16 protein-coding genes are annotated in these 15,927 nt (G+C 67.1%); 10 read left to right on the top strand and 6 right to left on the bottom strand.

Features of this window, described 5'->3' with window-relative positions; translation table 11 throughout:
• The first annotated feature begins 16 nt into the window (after positions 1-16).
• Genes ACZK13_RS17285 through ACZK13_RS17270 form a run of 4 tightly spaced genes read left to right on the top strand, consistent with a single transcriptional unit; the run spans position 17 to position 2,350 of the window.
• Positions 17-484, top strand: coding sequence for a YbaN family protein (locus ACZK13_RS17285; RefSeq protein ID WP_253145186.1), 468 nt, complete (start codon positions 17-19; stop codon positions 482-484).
• On the top strand, positions 471-1,199 hold the full coding sequence (gene exbB, locus ACZK13_RS17280) for a tonB-system energizer ExbB (protein ID WP_478481986.1): 729 nt from the start codon (positions 471-473) through the stop codon (positions 1,197-1,199). The genes ACZK13_RS17285 and exbB overlap by 14 nt, the downstream gene beginning before the upstream one ends.
• Positions 1,200-1,208: 9 nt before the next feature.
• Entirely contained in the window at positions 1,209-1,634 is a 426-nt protein-coding gene (exbD, locus tag ACZK13_RS17275) for a TonB system transport protein ExbD (protein ID WP_107431600.1), read from the top strand.
• Positions 1,631-2,350: an energy transducer TonB gene (locus ACZK13_RS17270; protein ID WP_293795532.1), complete on the top strand. Its 720-nt coding sequence runs from the start codon at positions 1,631-1,633 to the stop codon at positions 2,348-2,350. Before exbD ends, ACZK13_RS17270 begins: the two co-directional genes overlap by 4 nt.
• 93 nt (positions 2,351-2,443) lie before the next feature.
• On the opposite strand, the gene ACZK13_RS17265 is transcribed toward ACZK13_RS17270, so the two are convergent.
• Together ACZK13_RS17265 and ACZK13_RS17260 are read right to left on the bottom strand one after the other, a co-directional pair.
• Positions 2,444-4,471, bottom strand: a complete 2,028-nt coding sequence (locus tag ACZK13_RS17265; RefSeq protein ID WP_032128389.1) for a sodium-translocating pyrophosphatase — start codon at positions 4,469-4,471, stop codon at positions 2,444-2,446.
• Positions 4,472-4,662: 191 nt separating this feature from the next.
• The gene (locus ACZK13_RS17260; RefSeq protein WP_132808894.1) at positions 4,663-5,625 is read right to left on the bottom strand and encodes an IS110 family transposase; all 963 of its coding nucleotides are present in this window, start codon (positions 5,623-5,625) and stop codon (positions 4,663-4,665) included.
• A 407-nt stretch (positions 5,626-6,032) separates the two neighbouring features.
• Between ACZK13_RS17260 and ACZK13_RS17255 the strand changes: the two genes are divergently transcribed.
• Positions 6,033-6,536, top strand: a complete 504-nt coding sequence (locus ACZK13_RS17255; RefSeq protein ID WP_032128388.1) for a hypothetical protein — start codon at positions 6,033-6,035, stop codon at positions 6,534-6,536.
• A gap of 165 nt (positions 6,537-6,701) precedes the next feature.
• Here ACZK13_RS17255 and ACZK13_RS17250 read toward each other — a convergent pair whose 3' ends face one another.
• The 3 genes from ACZK13_RS17250 to ACZK13_RS17240 all read right to left on the bottom strand — a co-directional run bounded on the left by ACZK13_RS17250 (position 6,702) and on the right by ACZK13_RS17240 (position 9,468).
• On the bottom strand, positions 6,702-7,091 hold the full coding sequence (locus ACZK13_RS17250; RefSeq protein WP_478481983.1) for a DUF488 domain-containing protein: 390 nt from the start codon (positions 7,089-7,091) through the stop codon (positions 6,702-6,704).
• 120 nt (positions 7,092-7,211) lie between these two features.
• Positions 7,212-8,006: a hypothetical protein gene (locus ACZK13_RS17245; RefSeq protein ID WP_049400701.1), complete on the bottom strand. Its 795-nt coding sequence runs from the start codon at positions 8,004-8,006 to the stop codon at positions 7,212-7,214.
• Positions 8,007-8,211: 205 nt separating this feature from the next.
• Positions 8,212-9,468, bottom strand: coding sequence for a 6-phosphofructokinase (locus tag ACZK13_RS17240; protein WP_253145197.1), 1,257 nt, complete (start codon positions 9,466-9,468; stop codon positions 8,212-8,214).
• A gap of 136 nt (positions 9,469-9,604) precedes the next feature.
• Between ACZK13_RS17240 and ACZK13_RS17235 the strand changes: the two genes are divergently transcribed.
• The 3 genes from ACZK13_RS17235 to ACZK13_RS17225 all read left to right on the top strand — a co-directional run bounded on the left by ACZK13_RS17235 (position 9,605) and on the right by ACZK13_RS17225 (position 12,436).
• Positions 9,605-10,168, top strand: a complete 564-nt coding sequence (locus tag ACZK13_RS17235; RefSeq protein ID WP_032128385.1) for an adenylate kinase — start codon at positions 9,605-9,607, stop codon at positions 10,166-10,168.
• A gap of 328 nt (positions 10,169-10,496) precedes the next feature.
• Complete coding sequence (gene mpl, locus ACZK13_RS17230; protein ID WP_180838357.1) at positions 10,497-11,861, top strand: UDP-N-acetylmuramate:L-alanyl-gamma-D-glutamyl-meso-diaminopimelate ligase; 1,365 nt, start codon at positions 10,497-10,499, stop codon at positions 11,859-11,861.
• Positions 11,858-12,436 (top strand): LON peptidase substrate-binding domain-containing protein, encoded by a 579-nt coding sequence (locus tag ACZK13_RS17225; RefSeq protein ID WP_032128383.1) that lies wholly within the window; start codon positions 11,858-11,860, stop codon positions 12,434-12,436. The genes mpl and ACZK13_RS17225 overlap by 4 nt, the downstream gene beginning before the upstream one ends.
• Positions 12,437-12,606: 170 nt before the next feature.
• Here the strand turns inward: ACZK13_RS17225 and ACZK13_RS17220 are convergent, their stop codons facing one another.
• Positions 12,607-14,601 carry a bifunctional DedA family/phosphatase PAP2 family protein gene (locus ACZK13_RS17220; RefSeq protein ID WP_478481981.1) on the bottom strand — a complete coding sequence of 665 codons (1,995 nt, stop codon included), beginning with the start codon at positions 14,599-14,601 and terminating at the stop codon, positions 12,607-12,609.
• An 85-nt stretch (positions 14,602-14,686) separates the two neighbouring features.
• Between ACZK13_RS17220 and ACZK13_RS17215 the strand changes: the two genes are divergently transcribed.
• Together ACZK13_RS17215 and ACZK13_RS17210 are read left to right on the top strand one after the other, a co-directional pair.
• Positions 14,687-15,349 (top strand): serine/threonine-protein kinase, encoded by a 663-nt coding sequence (locus ACZK13_RS17215; protein ID WP_478481979.1) that lies wholly within the window; start codon positions 14,687-14,689, stop codon positions 15,347-15,349.
• A 14-nt stretch (positions 15,350-15,363) separates the two neighbouring features.
• Positions 15,364-15,852 (top strand): DUF2867 domain-containing protein, encoded by a 489-nt coding sequence (locus tag ACZK13_RS17210; protein WP_478481978.1) that lies wholly within the window; start codon positions 15,364-15,366, stop codon positions 15,850-15,852.
• Positions 15,853-15,927: the final 75 nt, after the last annotated feature.

Raw genomic sequence — 15,927 nt, 5'->3', positions numbered from 1 at the left:
TATCGGCGCAACGCTGATGCGCTGGCTCTGGTTCGCGCTGGGCTGGGTGATGGTCGGGCTCGGGGTGATCGGCGCGCTGCTGCCGGTGATGCCGACCACTATCTTCCTGATCCTGGCAGTGGGCTGCTTCGCACGCAGTTCACCGAAGTTCGAGCAACGCCTGCTGGCGCACCCGCGCTACGGCCCGTCGCTGCGGCTGTGGCGCGAGCAGGGCGCGGTGTCGCGCAAGGGCAAGGCGTTTGCCAGCGCCGGCATGGCGGTGGGCTTCGCGCTGTTCTGCTGGGGCGCACATCCGTCCTGGCGCCTGCTGCTGGGCGTGGGCCTGTTCTTCGCGGTCAGCGCCGGCTACGTGCTCAGTCGGCCCGCACCGCGGCTGGAGCCCAATCCTGTAGTGGAAGTGGACGACGCCAATGATCCGCGCGCGGCCCGCCGCCGCGCAGCGACACCTGATGCTGATGGAAACCGAGACGATGCTGCCTGCTGACCTGGCCCCCGTGGCCGCCCACGCATTGACCCCGTGGGGCATGTACCTGGCCGCCGACGTGGTGGTGAAGACGGTGATGATCGCGCTGGCACTGGCGTCGCTGGCCACCTGGACCGTGCTGCTGGCCAAGGGCTGGGAACTGGCCCGCCAGGCACGGCAGCTGCGCGCAGCGCGTGCGCTGCTGCTGCAGGCGCCGAGCCTGCCCGGCGGGAGCGTGGAGGCCATCCTGCAGCAGGGCACCGCACTCGCCATGCTGGACGCAGCGCGCACCGAACTGCGCCTGTCGCAGGAACTGGATAGCCGCGACGGCATCAAGGAGCGCGTGGCCTCGCGCCTGGACCGCATTGAACTGGAAACCGCGCGCGTGCAGCGACGTGGCATCGGCGTGCTCGCCAGCATCGGCGCGGTGGCGCCGTTCGTCGGCCTGTTCGGTACGGTGTGGGGCATCATGAACAGTTTCATAGGCATCGCCCAGAGCAACACCACCAACCTGGCGGTGGTTGCGCCCGGCATCGCCGAGGCTCTGCTGGCGACCGCGCTGGGTCTGGTCGCAGCGATTCCCGCCGTGCTGGTCTACAACCACTTCAGCCGTGTGCTGGCCGGCCTGCGGGGTCTGCTCGGCGATCTGTCCGCGGCTGTGCAGCAACTGGTCTCGCGCGATCTCGATCGTGCCGTTCCGCGTACCGCAGCGGCGCCGCTGCGTGCGGTGCACTGAGGCGCGTCGATGGCGATCAGGACCGCGTCCGACCGCGACGATGTGCCGGAAGAAGCACACGAGATCAATGTCACGCCCTTCATCGACGTGATGCTGGTGCTGCTGATCATCTTCATGGTGGCCGCACCGCTGGCCACCGTGTCGGTGCCGGTGCAGCTGCCGGCCAGCAATGCCAGTGCCACGCCGCCGGAACAGGCACCGGTGTACGTGACCGTCCAGGCCGATCTGTCGCTGCGCGTTGGTGAACAGGCCGTGGCGCGCGACAGCCTGGCGGCTGCATTGCAGGCGGCCACTCACAGTGACACCACGCAGCGCATCTTCCTGCGTGCCGATACCCGCGTGCCCTATGGCGAACTGATGGCCACGCTGGATGCGCTGCGAGCGGCCGGCTACCTGAAGGTGGCACTGGTCGGCCTGGAGCAGGGCGCACGATGAATGGACTGCGGCGCTGGGCGACCAGCCTGGCGATCGTGCTGCTGGTGCATGCGCTGTTGATCGGCGCGGCCTGCTGGTGGGCGGCCCGTGCGCCAGCGCTGACGGCTGCGGCGCCACCCGCTGCGCTGATGCTGGAACTGGCGCCGATGGCGCAGGCACCGCCGGTGCCGCCGCGCGAGGTCGCGACCGGGCCGCTGCAGCAGCAACAACAGCGGCAGGCACCGACGCCGGCCCTGCGCGAGCAACCCAAGGCGCCGGTGCAGCCGCACGGTGAGCTGCCACCGCCGCGTACACCGGAGCCGACGCCGTCGCCGGACACCGCTGACGCCAATGTCGCGCAGACCAGCGCACCGCCGCAGGTGGCGGCTGACGCGGCCACACGCTACACCGCACCGCAGACCACGGCCGGCGAACGCAGTCGTGCCGAGGCGACCTGGGAAGGACGCCTGCTCGGGCACCTGCAGAAACACCGCCGCTATCCGCGCCAGGCCGAGCGGCTGCGCCAGCAGGGTGTGGTCTACGTGCGCTTTGCGGTTGCCCGCGATGGCGCGGTCTCGGGGGTGAAACTGGGCCGCAGCAGTGGCTTCGCGCTGCTCGACCAGGAGACGCTGGACACCGTGCAGCGGGCCAGCCCGGTACCGCCGCCGCCGGCCGAAGTGGCCGGCGACCCGGTGGAAGTGATGGTGCCGGTGTCGTTCTTCCTGCGCGGGCGTTGACCTCGTAGCGTCGAGCTTGCTCGACTGCTCTTGCGGTGTGGGCCAGAAGCAGTCGAGCAAGCTCGACTCTACGGGTTTGCGCATGGTGTGGATCTACAGCAGCGGCACCAGCAGCAGCGCCACGATGTTGATGATCTTGATTAGCGGATTGATCGCCGGACCGGCGGTGTCCTTGTAGGGATCGCCGACGGTATCGCCGGTTACCGCCGCCTTGTGCGCCTCGCTGCCCTTGCCGCCGAAGTGGCCGTCCTCGATGTACTTCTTGGCGTTGTCCCAGGCACCGCCGCCGGTGGTCATCGAGATGGCCACGAACAGGCCGGTCACGATCGTGCCGATCAGCAGGCCGCCCAGTGCGCGTGGCCCCAGCAGCAGGCCGACCACCACCGGCACCGCCACCGGCAGCAGTGAGGGCACGATCATTTCGCGGATCGCCGAGCGGGTCAGCATGTCCACCGCCTTGTCGTACTGCGGCTTGCCGGTGCCCTGCATGATGCCGGGGATCTCGCGGAACTGGCGGCGCACTTCTTCCACCACCGCACCGGCGGCGCGGCCGACCGCTTCCATCGCCATCGCACCGAACAGGTAGGGAATCAGGCCGCCGATCAGCAGGCCGATGATCACCGTGTGGTCGCTGAGGTCGAATCGGAATTCCTGCCCCGGATGTGCCGCCTGCAGGTTGTGGGTGTAGTCGGCGAACAGCACCAGTGCCGCCAGCGCCGCTGAGCCGATCGCGTAACCCTTGGTCACTGCCTTGGTGGTGTTGCCCACCGCATCCAGCGGGTCGGTGATGTCGCGGATCTCCGAGGGCAGCTCGGCCATCTCGGCGATGCCACCGGCGTTGTCGGTGATCGGTCCATAGGCATCGAGGGCGACGATCATCCCGGCCATCGACAGCATCGCGGTGGCGGCGATGGCGATGCCGTACAGGCCCCCAAGCGCGAACGCGCCCCAGATTGCCGCACACACCGCGACCACCGGTAGCGCGGTGGACTTCATCGAAATGCCAAGGCCGGCGATGATGTTGGTGCCATGCCCAGTGGTCGAGGCCTGTGCCACGTGCTGCACCGGCTTGTACTGGGTGCCGGTGTAGTACTCGGTGATCCACACGATCAGGCCGGTCAGCACCAGCCCGATCAATGCGCAGCCATACAGCGCCATCGGCCCATGCACGTTGTCACTCATCAACCCGGTGGTGATCGGGTAGAAGGCGATGGCGGCCAGTACGCCGGAGACGATCACGCCCTTGTACAGTGCGCCCATGATCGAACCGCCCGGCTTCACCTTGACGAACAGCGCACCGATGATCGAAGCGATGATCGATACGCCGCCCAGCACCAGCGGATACAGCACCGCATTGGCGCCTGCCTCGGCCAGCATCAGGCTGCCCAGCAGCATGGTGGCGATCACGGTCACCGCGTAGGTCTCGAACAGGTCGGCGGCCATGCCGGCGCAGTCGCCGACGTTGTCACCGACGTTGTCGGCGATCACCGCCGGGTTGCGCGGATCGTCTTCGGGAATGCCGGCTTCGACCTTGCCGACCAGGTCGGCACCGACGTCCGCGCCCTTGGTGAAGATGCCGCCGCCCAGGCGCGCGAAGATCGAGATCAGCGACGAGCCGAACGCCAGCCCGACCAGTGCATGCAGCGCCTGGTCCATCTGCAGGCCCATGCGCAGCAGCAGCGCGTAGTAGCCGGCCACGCCCAGCAGGCCGAGGCCGACCACCAGCATGCCGGTGATGGCGCCGCCGCGGAAGGCGACGTCCATTGCGGCGCTGATGCCGTGGCGTGCAGCTTCGGCAGTGCGTACGTTGGCGCGTACCGAGACGTTCATGCCGATGTAGCCGGCCGCGCCGGACAGCACCGCACCGATGGCGAAGCCGATCGCGGTGTACCAGCTGAGGAAGATGCCGACCAGCACGAACAGCACCACACCGGCCACGCCGATGGTCAGGTACTGGCGGTTGAGGTAGGCACGCGCACCTTCCTGGATCGCGGTGGCGATCGCGATCATGCGTTCATTGCCGGTGGGTTGGCGCAGGATCCAGCGCGCCGAGACGATTCCGAACAGGATCGCGAGAATGGCGCAGCCCAGCGCCAATGACAGCCCGTGACGTTCCAGCATTAGACCCCTCCGCAGAATGGATGTAGGCATCCAGTGGCGATGAACGGCACCACGAGGGGGACGACGGGCTGCAGCCTGGAACCAACCCGTACCGACCTTGGTGGTCGTCCGACGTATGGCGGTGTTCAGCATTCCCTGGTGCCCGCAGTATGCGTGCCGCGCACTGTAGAGTCGAGATCCTATGTTCGTGGTCAAGCCTGCTGGAAGCAGGCTTGACCCACCTTCAGCATGGCCGGATCGAAGTCCCGGCCGCTTTTGAAGACACCCCAGGCGATCCTGGCCAGCTTTCTGGCCAGGATGTTGAAGACGGCGGTGCTGGGGTGACCGCGTTTTGACAGCTCGTCGTAGAGCGGTTGCCCCCGACGACACCGCTTGAGCCCCATGGCGGCCATGTAGAGCATCTGGCGCAGCACTGGCGCGCCCTGTTTGGACAGCCTACGCCGTCCCGTTCTGCCGCCAGACTCGTTAGGCCGGGGATCCAGGCCGGTGCAGGCGATCCACGCGTTGGCGTTGGCCAACGGCCAGCGCGTCATGTAGTAAATCAGGTGAGCGGCGACGGCGGGGCCGATACCAGGGATGGTCAACAGGCGCTTGTAGAGCGTGCCATGCTCTCCATCGCGACCCAAGCGCTGCAGTTCGCTTTCCAGCTCGGACAGCGTCCCAGCCAGAGCGCAGAACAGATCTGACAGCTCCCCGGGGGCACTTTTGCTTACCCCGAAGGATTGCTCCAGGCGCGCGCGTGTCTTTACCAGCGTCTGCCGCTTGCGCAGCAAATCGTGCATCTGCTGCTGCTCATCGGTACGCGGTACGTATTCACGCAGGCGATCGTTCTCCTTCTTCACGTACCGGGCGATCGCTTCGGCGTCCATGGCGTCCGTCTTGCCACGCGAGCCCGTCGCCCGGCCGTAGTGCTTGATCAGACGTGGATTGATCACATAGACAACGTGGCCTGCCTGGCCAGCCATCCGAGCCAACAACTCGTAGTACCGCCCCGTCGCCTCCATGCCAATCCGGCATCGCTGGGGCAAGGTGTTGAGCCACTGGGCTATGCCGGCCCGGGTGTTGGCGATCCTGTCGCCGGCCTTGCGGTCGGCCACTGCCGGTACGAACTCCTTGGAGTCCACGTCCACGCCAATATCGAGAGAATCAGACATTTGTACGGCTCCCAGCTATCTTTAAGGGGCTGGGGTGGTACCGCACCGACGTTAGCTTGCCTACATCGACGATCCCCTTTGGGGGCCGTACGATCCTTTATCGACGTTCGTGTGCGGGATGGGGATCGCTCGACTCGTCTGTCGGCTAGTATCCGCAGATGCATGCTTGACGGTCCCTCCACCCTGGCTCCTACATACCGCGTAGGAGCCGGGAGGAACATACAAGCCGTGCTCGACTGGTTTTTACGAGCCCCGCCGCATCACCCGTGGGCGCCCTCCCGCTGAACGCATCGCCGTGCGCGCGGAACCCGCCGCCAGTCCATGAGCATGCTTCGAGATCCACAGGCCTTTGCACCCCGTTAAGCCAGCCTCTGCAAGCCTGCGCTCAGTCCCGTAGGAGATTCCCCATGCGCCTGTCCCTGTTGATGCTTGCCGCCCTGGTCCCGGCCGTACCGGCACTCGCTGCGGAAACCCCGGAGCTGCAGCGCGCCGTGGGTGCCCCCCAGGCCGTGGGCGCGGTGCATACCCTGCGGCAGATTCCCGAGGCCTGCGCGCGCCTGGAAGGTGCCTTCACCGGTCAGGCGGCCGAGCCGTATCGCTTCGCGCCGGTGCGGACCAGCGAGCAGTGCCAGCCGCGCGCGCGTTTCGTCGACTATGCCAAGGCGCAGCCAAGCGCCGACAAGGGCTGGAAGCTCAATGATGTGATCCGCGTACCCAATGCCGCGTGCCCGGCGCAACAGGCGGTAGTGCGGGTGTGGCGCCTGCCGTCGAGCAACAAGGTCGAGCTGGACGGGCAGGGCCAGTCGCGCATCTATCTGGAAGAGGCCAAGAAGCAGGCCGCTGCCGGCCAGATTCCGCAGGTGACGATGTTCGCCGCGCAGCTGCAGATGGAAGGCAAGGCCTGCAATTGAGGCCGCCCAGCAGCGCGCATCAACGCATGGCGTGGATCTACTGACGTGCCCGGCGCTGCGCATCCACGCATGGCGTGGATCTACTTCGCAGCGCATCGGTAGTGCCGGGCCATGCCCGGCGGGCAACTTGGTAGTGCCGGCCGCTGGCCGGCAACCCTGCAATCATCACTCCGCCAGCGTCGCCCCGCGCGCCACCAGCAGCTCTCGCAGGGCCCTGCGATGGCAATGCGCTTCATCCTCGCAGTAGCACCCCACGCTGATGTCGCTGTGCTGTGACATCGCGGCCAGAAGATCCAGCGCGTGGGCCGCGTCCGGCGCCTTCATCTCGGCCTTGTAGTGGCGGAAGAACGCATTCCAGTCGGCGGCGGTCTTCGCTTCGTGCGCCCGCTTTACCAGTTCCGCGCTGGGTGACAGGGTCGGGAACCAGACGTCGTACCAGTCCTGTACCGCGAACTCACTGCGCGGCACGCCGCGCGGCGGCCGTCGCACGGTACCGATGCGCAGCCCTTCGCCGGGGTGGCGCGGCGTACCCAGCCGAACAACACGCAGTGCCATGATGACCTCCGGACGGGGCATCCATCATCCTGCGATGCACGTGCGCCAGGTGTGAACCGCTGTGGAAACGAAAAGGCCCGGGCGCCTGCGCACCCGGGCCTTTTCCCATGCTGGCAGCGATCAATTGCCGCGGCAGTCCTTCAACCACAACACACGACCAATCTGGTCGTAGCTGTCGACCACGCCGGTCAGCGTCACCTTCTCGCGCGGGCGCAGGGCCAGCGCATACGCGGCCTGGTTGGCTGCAAACGAGCAGGAAATGGCCACGCGCTCAAAGTCGATGCTGCCATCGCTGGGCAGGTCGAAGCTGGTGTTGTAGGTGCCGCCACTGCGCAGCACGGAGGTGATGCGACCGGTGATGGCGTAGGTCTTGCCCTTGTAGCGCGGCTCGACCGCGGCCGGGTTGTCCTTGTTCTGGTTGCGCAGCTGGAAGCCGAAGCGGTCGGCGGCAATCGTTACCACCGACGCCTGCGGAGTGGCCTTGGCTGCCTGTTCGCCAGCCTTGCCCGGCTTGATCTGGTTGAGCAGCTTGCACATTTCTTCGCGCACGCCATCGGCCGAGGCAATGGCGCCCTTGTTGACCTTCACCACCATGCCGACGGTGCCCTGGCCGCCTTCGGAGGTGGCACTGATGATCATCGGAATCGGCTTGTGGGCCATGGATTCCGGCTCTTCGATCAGCATCGAGCCGCCTTCCACGTCCTCGCTGAGGACGTCCATGTTGGCGTTCTTGGCGATCACCCGCATCTGGCCGATGGCACTGGCCACGGTCAGGTCTGGATGGGTGACCGATGAGGTGAAGGTCGTGCCGACGAAGGGATTGCCCTTCTTCTGGAAGTTGCTTTCGCAGGTCGCAGCGAAGGCCGGCGCGGCGGCACCGCACAGCAGCGCGGCGATCAGGATCGGGTGCTTCATGGTTACAGTCCTTGTGAAATGGCAGCACAGGCCCGGGCCTTGAAGGCCGGGCAGCGTCGAATCTGGCTTGCGGCGGCCCCTTTGCCCCGGGCCGGAGCCCGATTGTGGGGTGCTTCGACGGCCGCCGCAATGTGCCCTGCGCTCCGCACAGGGCTCAACACAAAGGGGCGTATACGACTTAATCCCCTCCGTCCCCTTTTTCGGCTCAGCCCTCGAAGGCCGGCAGCTTCTGCTTCACGGCCACGTTCTTCAGCGTCACGTACTTCGGCAGGCCGTCGGTGCCGTACGGCAGCGGGGCTTCGCCCTTGATCAGCGGCGACAGGTAGGCGCGTGCCTTGGCGGTGATGCCGAAGCCGTCGCGGCGGATGAAGCCGGCGGGCATCTTCTTTTCATGATTGGCGATCTTCGACAGCGGCGCCGCTTCGATCTTCCAGCGATAGGGCGCATCGCTACTGCGCACGATCACCGGCATCACACCGTTCTGGCCCTTCAGCGCCAGCTGCACGGCGGCCTTGCCGACCGCCTGCGCCTGCTCCCAGTCGGTCTTGCTGGCCAGGTGGCCGGCCGAGCGCTGCAGGTAGTCGGGCAGCGCCCAGTGCACCTTCAGGCCCAGCTGGTCCTTGACCCGGCCGGCCAGGTGCGCGGCCACGCCGCCCAGCTGCGAGTGACCGAACGAGTCCTTGCCGCCGCCCGCGTCGGCGACGAAGCGGCCATCGGCGGTGGCGATGCCTTCCGACGCCACCACCACGCAGTAGCCGACGCGCTCGACCACCGCCTTGACCTTGGCCAGGAACGCTGCTTCGTCATAGGCGCGTTCGGGCAGCAGGATGATGTGCGGCGCTTCGTCATCGCCGTTGCCGGCCAGACCGGCGGCCGCAGCCAGCCAGCCGGCGTGGCGGCCCATGGCCTCGTAGATGAAGACACGGGTGGAGGTCTCGGCCATTGCCGCCACGTCCAGCGCCGCCTCGCGCACCGACACGGCGGTGTATTTGGCCGCCGAGCCGAAGCCGGGACAGGTGTCGGTCACCGCCAGATCGTTGTCGATGGTCTTGGGCACGCCAATGCAGGTCAGGTCGTAGCCGGAGGCCTTGGCCAGCTGCGAGACCTTCAGCGCGGTGTCGGCCGAGTCGTTGCCGCCGTTGTAGAGGAACCAGCGCACGTCGTGCGCGCGCAGCACTTCCAGCAGGCGGTCGTAGCGGGCACGGTCGGCGTCCAGCGATTTCAGCTTGACCCGGCACGAACCGAAGGCGCCGCCCGGGGTGTGGGCGAGGGCGCGGATGGCCGCAGCACTCTCCTTGCTGGTATCGATCAGTTCCTCGCGCAGCGCGCCGAGGATGCCGTTGCGGGCGGCCAGGACCTTGATGCCCTTGGCCCGGGCCTGCTCGATCACCGCCGCTGCAGTGGCATTGATGACTGCGGTGACACCGCCGGACTGGGCATAAAGGAGAGTACCGTTGCGCATGCTTCTACCTGCTCGGGGGAGGGGACATTGCAGGGACATTACCCGGATGCGGTAAAGTGGCGCTATTGCGGTGCAGCGATACCGGTCCGTCCGGGACGCGAACCTTCTTTGTTTTCAACACGTTGGAGTCAGGTCAATGCGATTGGTTCTGTTGGGACCGCCCGGTTCGGGCAAGGGGACACAGGCGACGCGCCTGAAGGAAAAGCTGGGGATCGCCCACATTTCGACCGGTGACATGCTGCGCGCGGAAATCGCCGCGGGCACGGAGCTGGGCAAGCAGGCCAAGACGGTGATGGATGCCGGCAACCTGGTGTCGGACGACATCCTGCTGGGCATGCTGGAGTCGCGCCTGACCCAGGCCGATGTCGCCAAGGGCTTCATCCTCGATGGCTACCCGCGCAATGTGGCCCAGGCCAATGCGATGGACGGCCTGCTGGCCAAGATCGGCCAGCCGCTGGATGCCGTGGTGCAGCTGGACGTGGCCACCGAGCTGCTGGTCGAGCGCATCGCCGGTCGTGCTAAGGAGCAGGGCCGCGCCGATGACACGCCGGAAGCGGTGCGCCAGCGCCTGCAGGTCTACAACGACCAGACCGCCCCGGTGGTCGACTTCTACGCCGGTCGTGGCACCCTGGCCCGCGTCGACGGCGTCGGTGAGCTGGATGAGATCGAAGCCCGCATCCTGGCGGCGATCAAGGGTTGATCCTGCAGGGCCGGTGCACTGCCGGTCCTTCGGGCGCAAAAAGCACAGGCCTGGTCCGCGAGGACCAGGCCTGTGTCGTTTGATAGGCGCCAGCAGAGGGCTTGCTCAGGGCCCCGCAGCATGAGCTCCCTTGGGGATGGCCTCTTGGGGAGTAGGACCGGTTCGGGTACTGCGGCTGGCAGTTCGAATTGTGTCCGGGTTCACAGAACATCGCTATCGGGATTTCCCTGACAGATGATTGGAGTTTTCTCACATCCTGTGTAGGACTTGTCTTACCCCGGATCGGACATTGGCCCTATACAGCCGTCATCGGTCACAATCCTCGGTCATGAGCAGCGTACATATCCTTGCAATCGCCGGCACCTTCATGGGCGGCGTGGCCGCCCTGGCGCGGGAACTGGGCCATACGGTCAGCGGCAGCGACCAGGCCATCTATCCGCCGATGTCGACCCAGCTCGAACAGCTGGGCATCACCCTGGACCAGGGTTACCGCGCCGACAGCGTGCCGGCCGGCACCAACGAGGTGGTGATCGGCAACGCGCTCTCGCGCGGCAACCCGGCCGTGGAGGCCGTGCTCGACGCCGGCCAGCGCTACATCTCCGGCGCCCAGTGGCTGTCCGAACAGGTGCTGCCGGGCCGCGACACCCTGGCCGTGGCCGGTACCCACGGCAAGACCACCACCACCACCATCCTCACCTGGCTGCTGGAAAGCGCCGGTCGTTCACCCGGTTTCCTGATCGGCGGCGTCGCCGAGGATTTCGGCGTCTCGGCCCGCTTGGGCCAGGGCCGCGAGTTCGTGGTCGAGGCCGACGAGTACGACACCGCCTTCTTCGACAAGCGCAGCAAGTTCGTGCACTACCGGCCGCTGGTGGCCATCCTCAACAACCTTGAATACGACCACGCCGATATCTTCCCCGACGTGGCCGCGATCCAGCGCCAGTTCCACCATCTGGTGCGCACGGTGCCGGCGCGTGGCCGACTGATCGTCAACGGCGAGGATCAGCATCTGGCCGAAGTGCTGGCGATGGGCTGCTGGACGCCGGTCGAACGCTTCGGATTCGATCCGTCGCTGGAATGGCATGCCGAGCTGCTGGCCGCCGATGGCAGCGCCTTCCGCGTGCATCACCGCGGGCAGGCAATGGGCGACGTGCAGTGGTCGTTGCTGGGCCGCCACAACGTGCTCAACGGCCTGGCTGCGTTGGCTGCCGCGCATGCGGTGGGCGTGGCACCGGCCGACGTGATTCCTGCGTTGTCACGCTTCCGCAGCGTCAAGCGCCGCATGGAAGTGATCGGCCAGCATGACGGCATCACCATTTACGACGATTTCGCCCATCACCCGACCGCGATCGCCACCACACTGGAAGGCCTGCGTGCCAAGGTGGGTGATGCGCGCATCGTGGTCGCGATGGAGCCGCGCAGCAATTCGATGCGGCTGGGCGCACATGCGCAGGCGCTGGCACCGTCGCTGGCGCTGGCCGATGAAGTGGTGTTCCTGCATCGTCCGGAACTGGCCTGGGATGCCGCTGCGGTGATCGCTGCGGTGCGTGGCGAAGCGCACGCCGTGCCCGATACCGACGCGCTGCTGGCGCAATTGCAGGCCAGCGCGCGCAGTGGTGACCACGTGGTGTTCATGTCCAATGGTGGCTTCGACGGTGCACCGCGCCGTTTCCTGGCCGCGCTGCAGGCCCGATGAGCGTCGACGGTTCGCTGCCGCTGTTTCCGCTGCACACCACGCTGGTGCCGGGTGCGGCGGTAGGCCTGCGCGTGTTCGAGCGCCGCTATCTGGACCTGGTCCGCGACAGCGGCCGCAGTGGTGAGGGGTTTGGTGTCTGTCTGATCCTCGATGGCGAGGAAGTCGGCGCACCAGCAACGCCGGCCGCCTATGGCGTGCAGGTACGCATCGAAGACTTCGATGTCGGCGCCGACGGCGTGCTGCAGTTGCGCCTGCGTGGCACCCGCCGCTTCCATGTCGAGCGCACCCGCGTGCGCGACAACGGCCTGGTGGTGGCCGACGTGCGTTGGTGTGATGAAGACCCGGACGATGAGCTACGGCCGCAGCATGCGCTGCTGGCCACGGTGCTGGGTCACATCATCGAACAGGCCGGCGAGGCCTATGCGCCGGCCAACCCGGCGTTGCTGGACCAGGCCAGCTGGGTCGGCTGGCGGCTGGCCGAACTGCTGCCGCTGAGCGAGCAGCAGCGCCTGCAGCTGCTGCAGATGGATGACCCGCACCAGCGGTTGCAGCAGTTGCTGGGCTGGATGCCGTAGCCGATAACCGCCAACCAAGGTTGGCCACTACCAGAGCGCAGCGGAACCGGGAAACGCCAGGGTTGGCGACGGACAGAGCGCGCCGGAACCAGTAGTTGCCAACCTTGGTTGGCAGCCTTCTCCCGAAGCGCCAACCAAGGTTGGCGACTACCAGAGAAGCACCGGCTCGATCACGGCATGGTCTTCAGCCGCAACACCGGCAGCCCGGTTTCGCTGTGCACATCCTCCCGCTGCGGCAGGTTCTGCACGGCGTCCTTCACCGCGTTCAACGCCGGGTCGACACCACGCAGCGGGTGCCACATGCCGATCCATTTGAAGTGGCGCTCGTAACGCAGGGTCTGTGCACTGCCCAGCCACAGCGGCGTGTTGCCCGGCTGCAGCTGCGCGGGTGCCGGCCACAAGCGCAGCACATAGCGCTCATCCGGCTTCGCGCCCTGGCGCACCATCAGCAAGGCTTCCACGCGGGTGTCCAGCGTTGCCGGCAATACCGGCAGCTCATCGGCGCCGGTGTTCTTGTCCAGCATCAGCAGCGCCTGCTGCCAGCCGGCCTGCTCCTGCCGCTTCCAGCCGCGGGCTTCCAGCTGCGCCTGCAGCGGCGCCAGCGGGCCCGCCACCTGCACGTCCAGCGGCCAGCGCTGGTCGTCGTCGAACTCGTTGCGGCGCGCCGGCAGCGTGGCCCAGTCGTGCTGCCACCAGGCCTGCGCATCCATCGCCTGCGGTGCCGGCAGGGTCGGCTCGAAACGCTCCAGCTTCACCGGAATGTGGCGCGGCGCGTACCACATCGCCGCCACGGCGAAGACGCCGTAGAACAGCCAGGCCACCGGCTTCACCCAGAACGAGCGGTTGAAGCGGCGGCGGTAGGCGATGCCCAGCACCAGCAGCCAGAACGTGCCGAACAGCATGCCGCCGATCACATCGCTCAGCCAATGCGCGCCCAGGTACAGGCGCGAGAAGCCGATCAGGCTGACCACGATGCCCGACACCAGGTACGGCCAGACGCGGGTGCGGCCGGGCATCTCGCGGGCGATCAGCACCGCGAAGAAGCCGAAGGTGATGGTGGCCATGGTCACCGACACCGACGGGAAGCCGAAGCCGCTGCTGGCATCGATCGGGCGCACCACATCCACGGTGGCGCCCAGCAGCATGGTCAGCGCCAGGCCGAAGGCGAGGGCGGCCAGCCAGTGCGCGGCCGCCATCCAGCGCCGGCGCCAGATCAGGTAGCCCATCGCCGCAGCGGTGGCCGGCAGCAGTACCTGCCACGCCCCCAGCGAAGCCAGCGCGGCCATCGGGTAGTCGGCCAGCGGGTTGCGCAGTGCCAGCATGGCCTGGTGCACCAGCAGATCGATTGCCAGCGGCTCCCCATGCGCAACTACCACGGTCAGCAGCGCGAACCAGCCCCAGCCCAGCACCAGCAGCATCAGTGCCAGCATCGCCAGCGGCACCGACTCGCGGCGCTTCGGGTCCAGCACGCCAACGGTGTAGCGGCCCAGCGTCGGATGACGGTTGGACCAGTCCAGCAGGCGCGCCAGCCAGTTGTCCATGCGCGCGGCCGACCAGCGGTAGCCGTACAGCACGATGGCCCAGACCAGGCTGAGGATCACCGCCAGCAGGCCGACCACCACCACCAGACGCCCGGCCACCGCCGCGACTGCGTCGTAGGCTTCGCCGAGGATCCAGCCTGGCGCCAGGAACAGCACCGCCCAGGAAATGCTGGCGATGCCGCTGGCCTGCACGTAACGGCTGGCTGGCATCTTCATCATGCCGGCAATGGCCGGCACGAACGGGCGGATCGCGCCGACGTAGCGTGCGATCAGGATGCTTTTGAAGGCGTTGCGGCGGAACAGGTTCTCGCCGCGGTCGAGCAGCTGCGGGTAGCGGCTGAACGGCCAGATGCCGCGCAGGCGGTCGCCCCAGCGTCGGCCGATCCAGTAACTGATACCGTCGCCGGCAAATGCGCCCAGGGCTGCAGCCGCCACCGCGTACGGCCCGGAGATCTGGCCCAGGCCGATGAACACGCCCACCGCGAACAGCAGCGGCAGCGCCGGCACGATGGCGCCAAGAATGATCACCGCATCGCAGAAGGCGATGAGGAAGATAACGGCACCCGCCAGCACGGGGTGAGCGGCAATCCACGCGAGCGTGGCGTCGATCCATGAAGAGTCCATTGCCCGATTATAGGGGCGTGAAGGTGACTGGTTCCCAGCCGCTTCGTGACCGTTTGCAACCGGCGCCATCGCCTAGAATGGGCTCATGCCGCATACGCCAGACGCTCCACCGCATGCTTTGAAGGCCGACAGCTTCGGCCAGATCCTTCTTGTGAAAGGGCCCGATGGCCCCTTCGTGCGCCGTGATCTGGGCGCCACGCCGCTGTGGCTGCGGCTGCCGGCCTGGTGGCTGGCCCGCCGGGAAGCACGCGCGCTGCGCCACATCCACGGCATGGCCGATGTGCCGCAGCTGCTGGCGTGGGATGGCCGTCATCTCGATCGCAGTTTCATGGCCGGCGACGCCATGTACCAGCGTCCACCACGCGGTGACCTGGCCTGGTTCCGCTCGGCGCGTCGGCTGCTGCAGCAGCTGCACCGCAATGGCGTGGCCCACAACGACCTGGCCAAGGAAGCCAACTGGCTGGTCACCGAAGACGGTCGTCCGGCGCTGATCGACTTCCAGCTGGCGGTGATCGGCAACCCGCGCTCGCGCTGGATGCGGCTGCTGGCCCGCGAGGACCTGCGCCACCTGCTCAAGCACAAGCGCATGTACTGCCGTGAATCGCTCACCCCGGTGGAGAAGCGGTTGCTCAAGCGCACCTCGTGGGTGCGCGGACTGTGGTTTGCTACCGGCAAGCCGGTCTATCGCTTCGTCACCCGCCGCATCCTGCATTGGGAAGACAACGAAGGGCAGGGGCCGAAGCCGTGAGCAGTGCGTCCGTCGTGAGCAGGCCGCCAACTGCCTGCAGCGTGCTGCGTGCGCAGTTGCCCGGTGCCGACTTCGTGCACGCCTGCCAGGCGACGACCCGTCGCGATGGGCGCTCGGCCCTGCAGGCCTATCGCGATATGGCGGCGACCATTCCCGGCTGGTTCGATGGGCTGATGGCACTGCGCAATCGCGGCATGCGCCTGCTCGGCATGAAGCACCTGGGCTCGTTGCGTGCGGTGCAGGTTGTTGCGGATCCTCAACCCGGCCAGCGGCTGGGCATCTTCACCCTGCAGTCGCTGGACGTCGATGCCATCGTGCTGGAAGACGACGACCGCCACCTGCGCGTGCAGCTGGCGCTGCAATGGCAGGGCGATGTGCTGGAAGTGGCGACGGTGGTGCATACGCACAACGCGTTCGGGCGCGTGTACATGCTGCCGGTTGCGCCGGTGCATCGGTTGATCGTGCCGCATCTGCTGGAGAAGCAGGTGCGGTTGTACCGGTAGATCCAGGCCATGCGTGGATGTGGTTTGTGATCCGTGGGCTGCTTAACGGCTAAACGGCTCATTGCCAAGTGCCGC

It is taken from the genome of Stenotrophomonas sp. 99219_Sma, from assembly GCF_056480785.1.
Note: the sequence above shows the minus strand (reverse complement) of the source record. Positions and strands in the feature narration are given on the sequence as shown.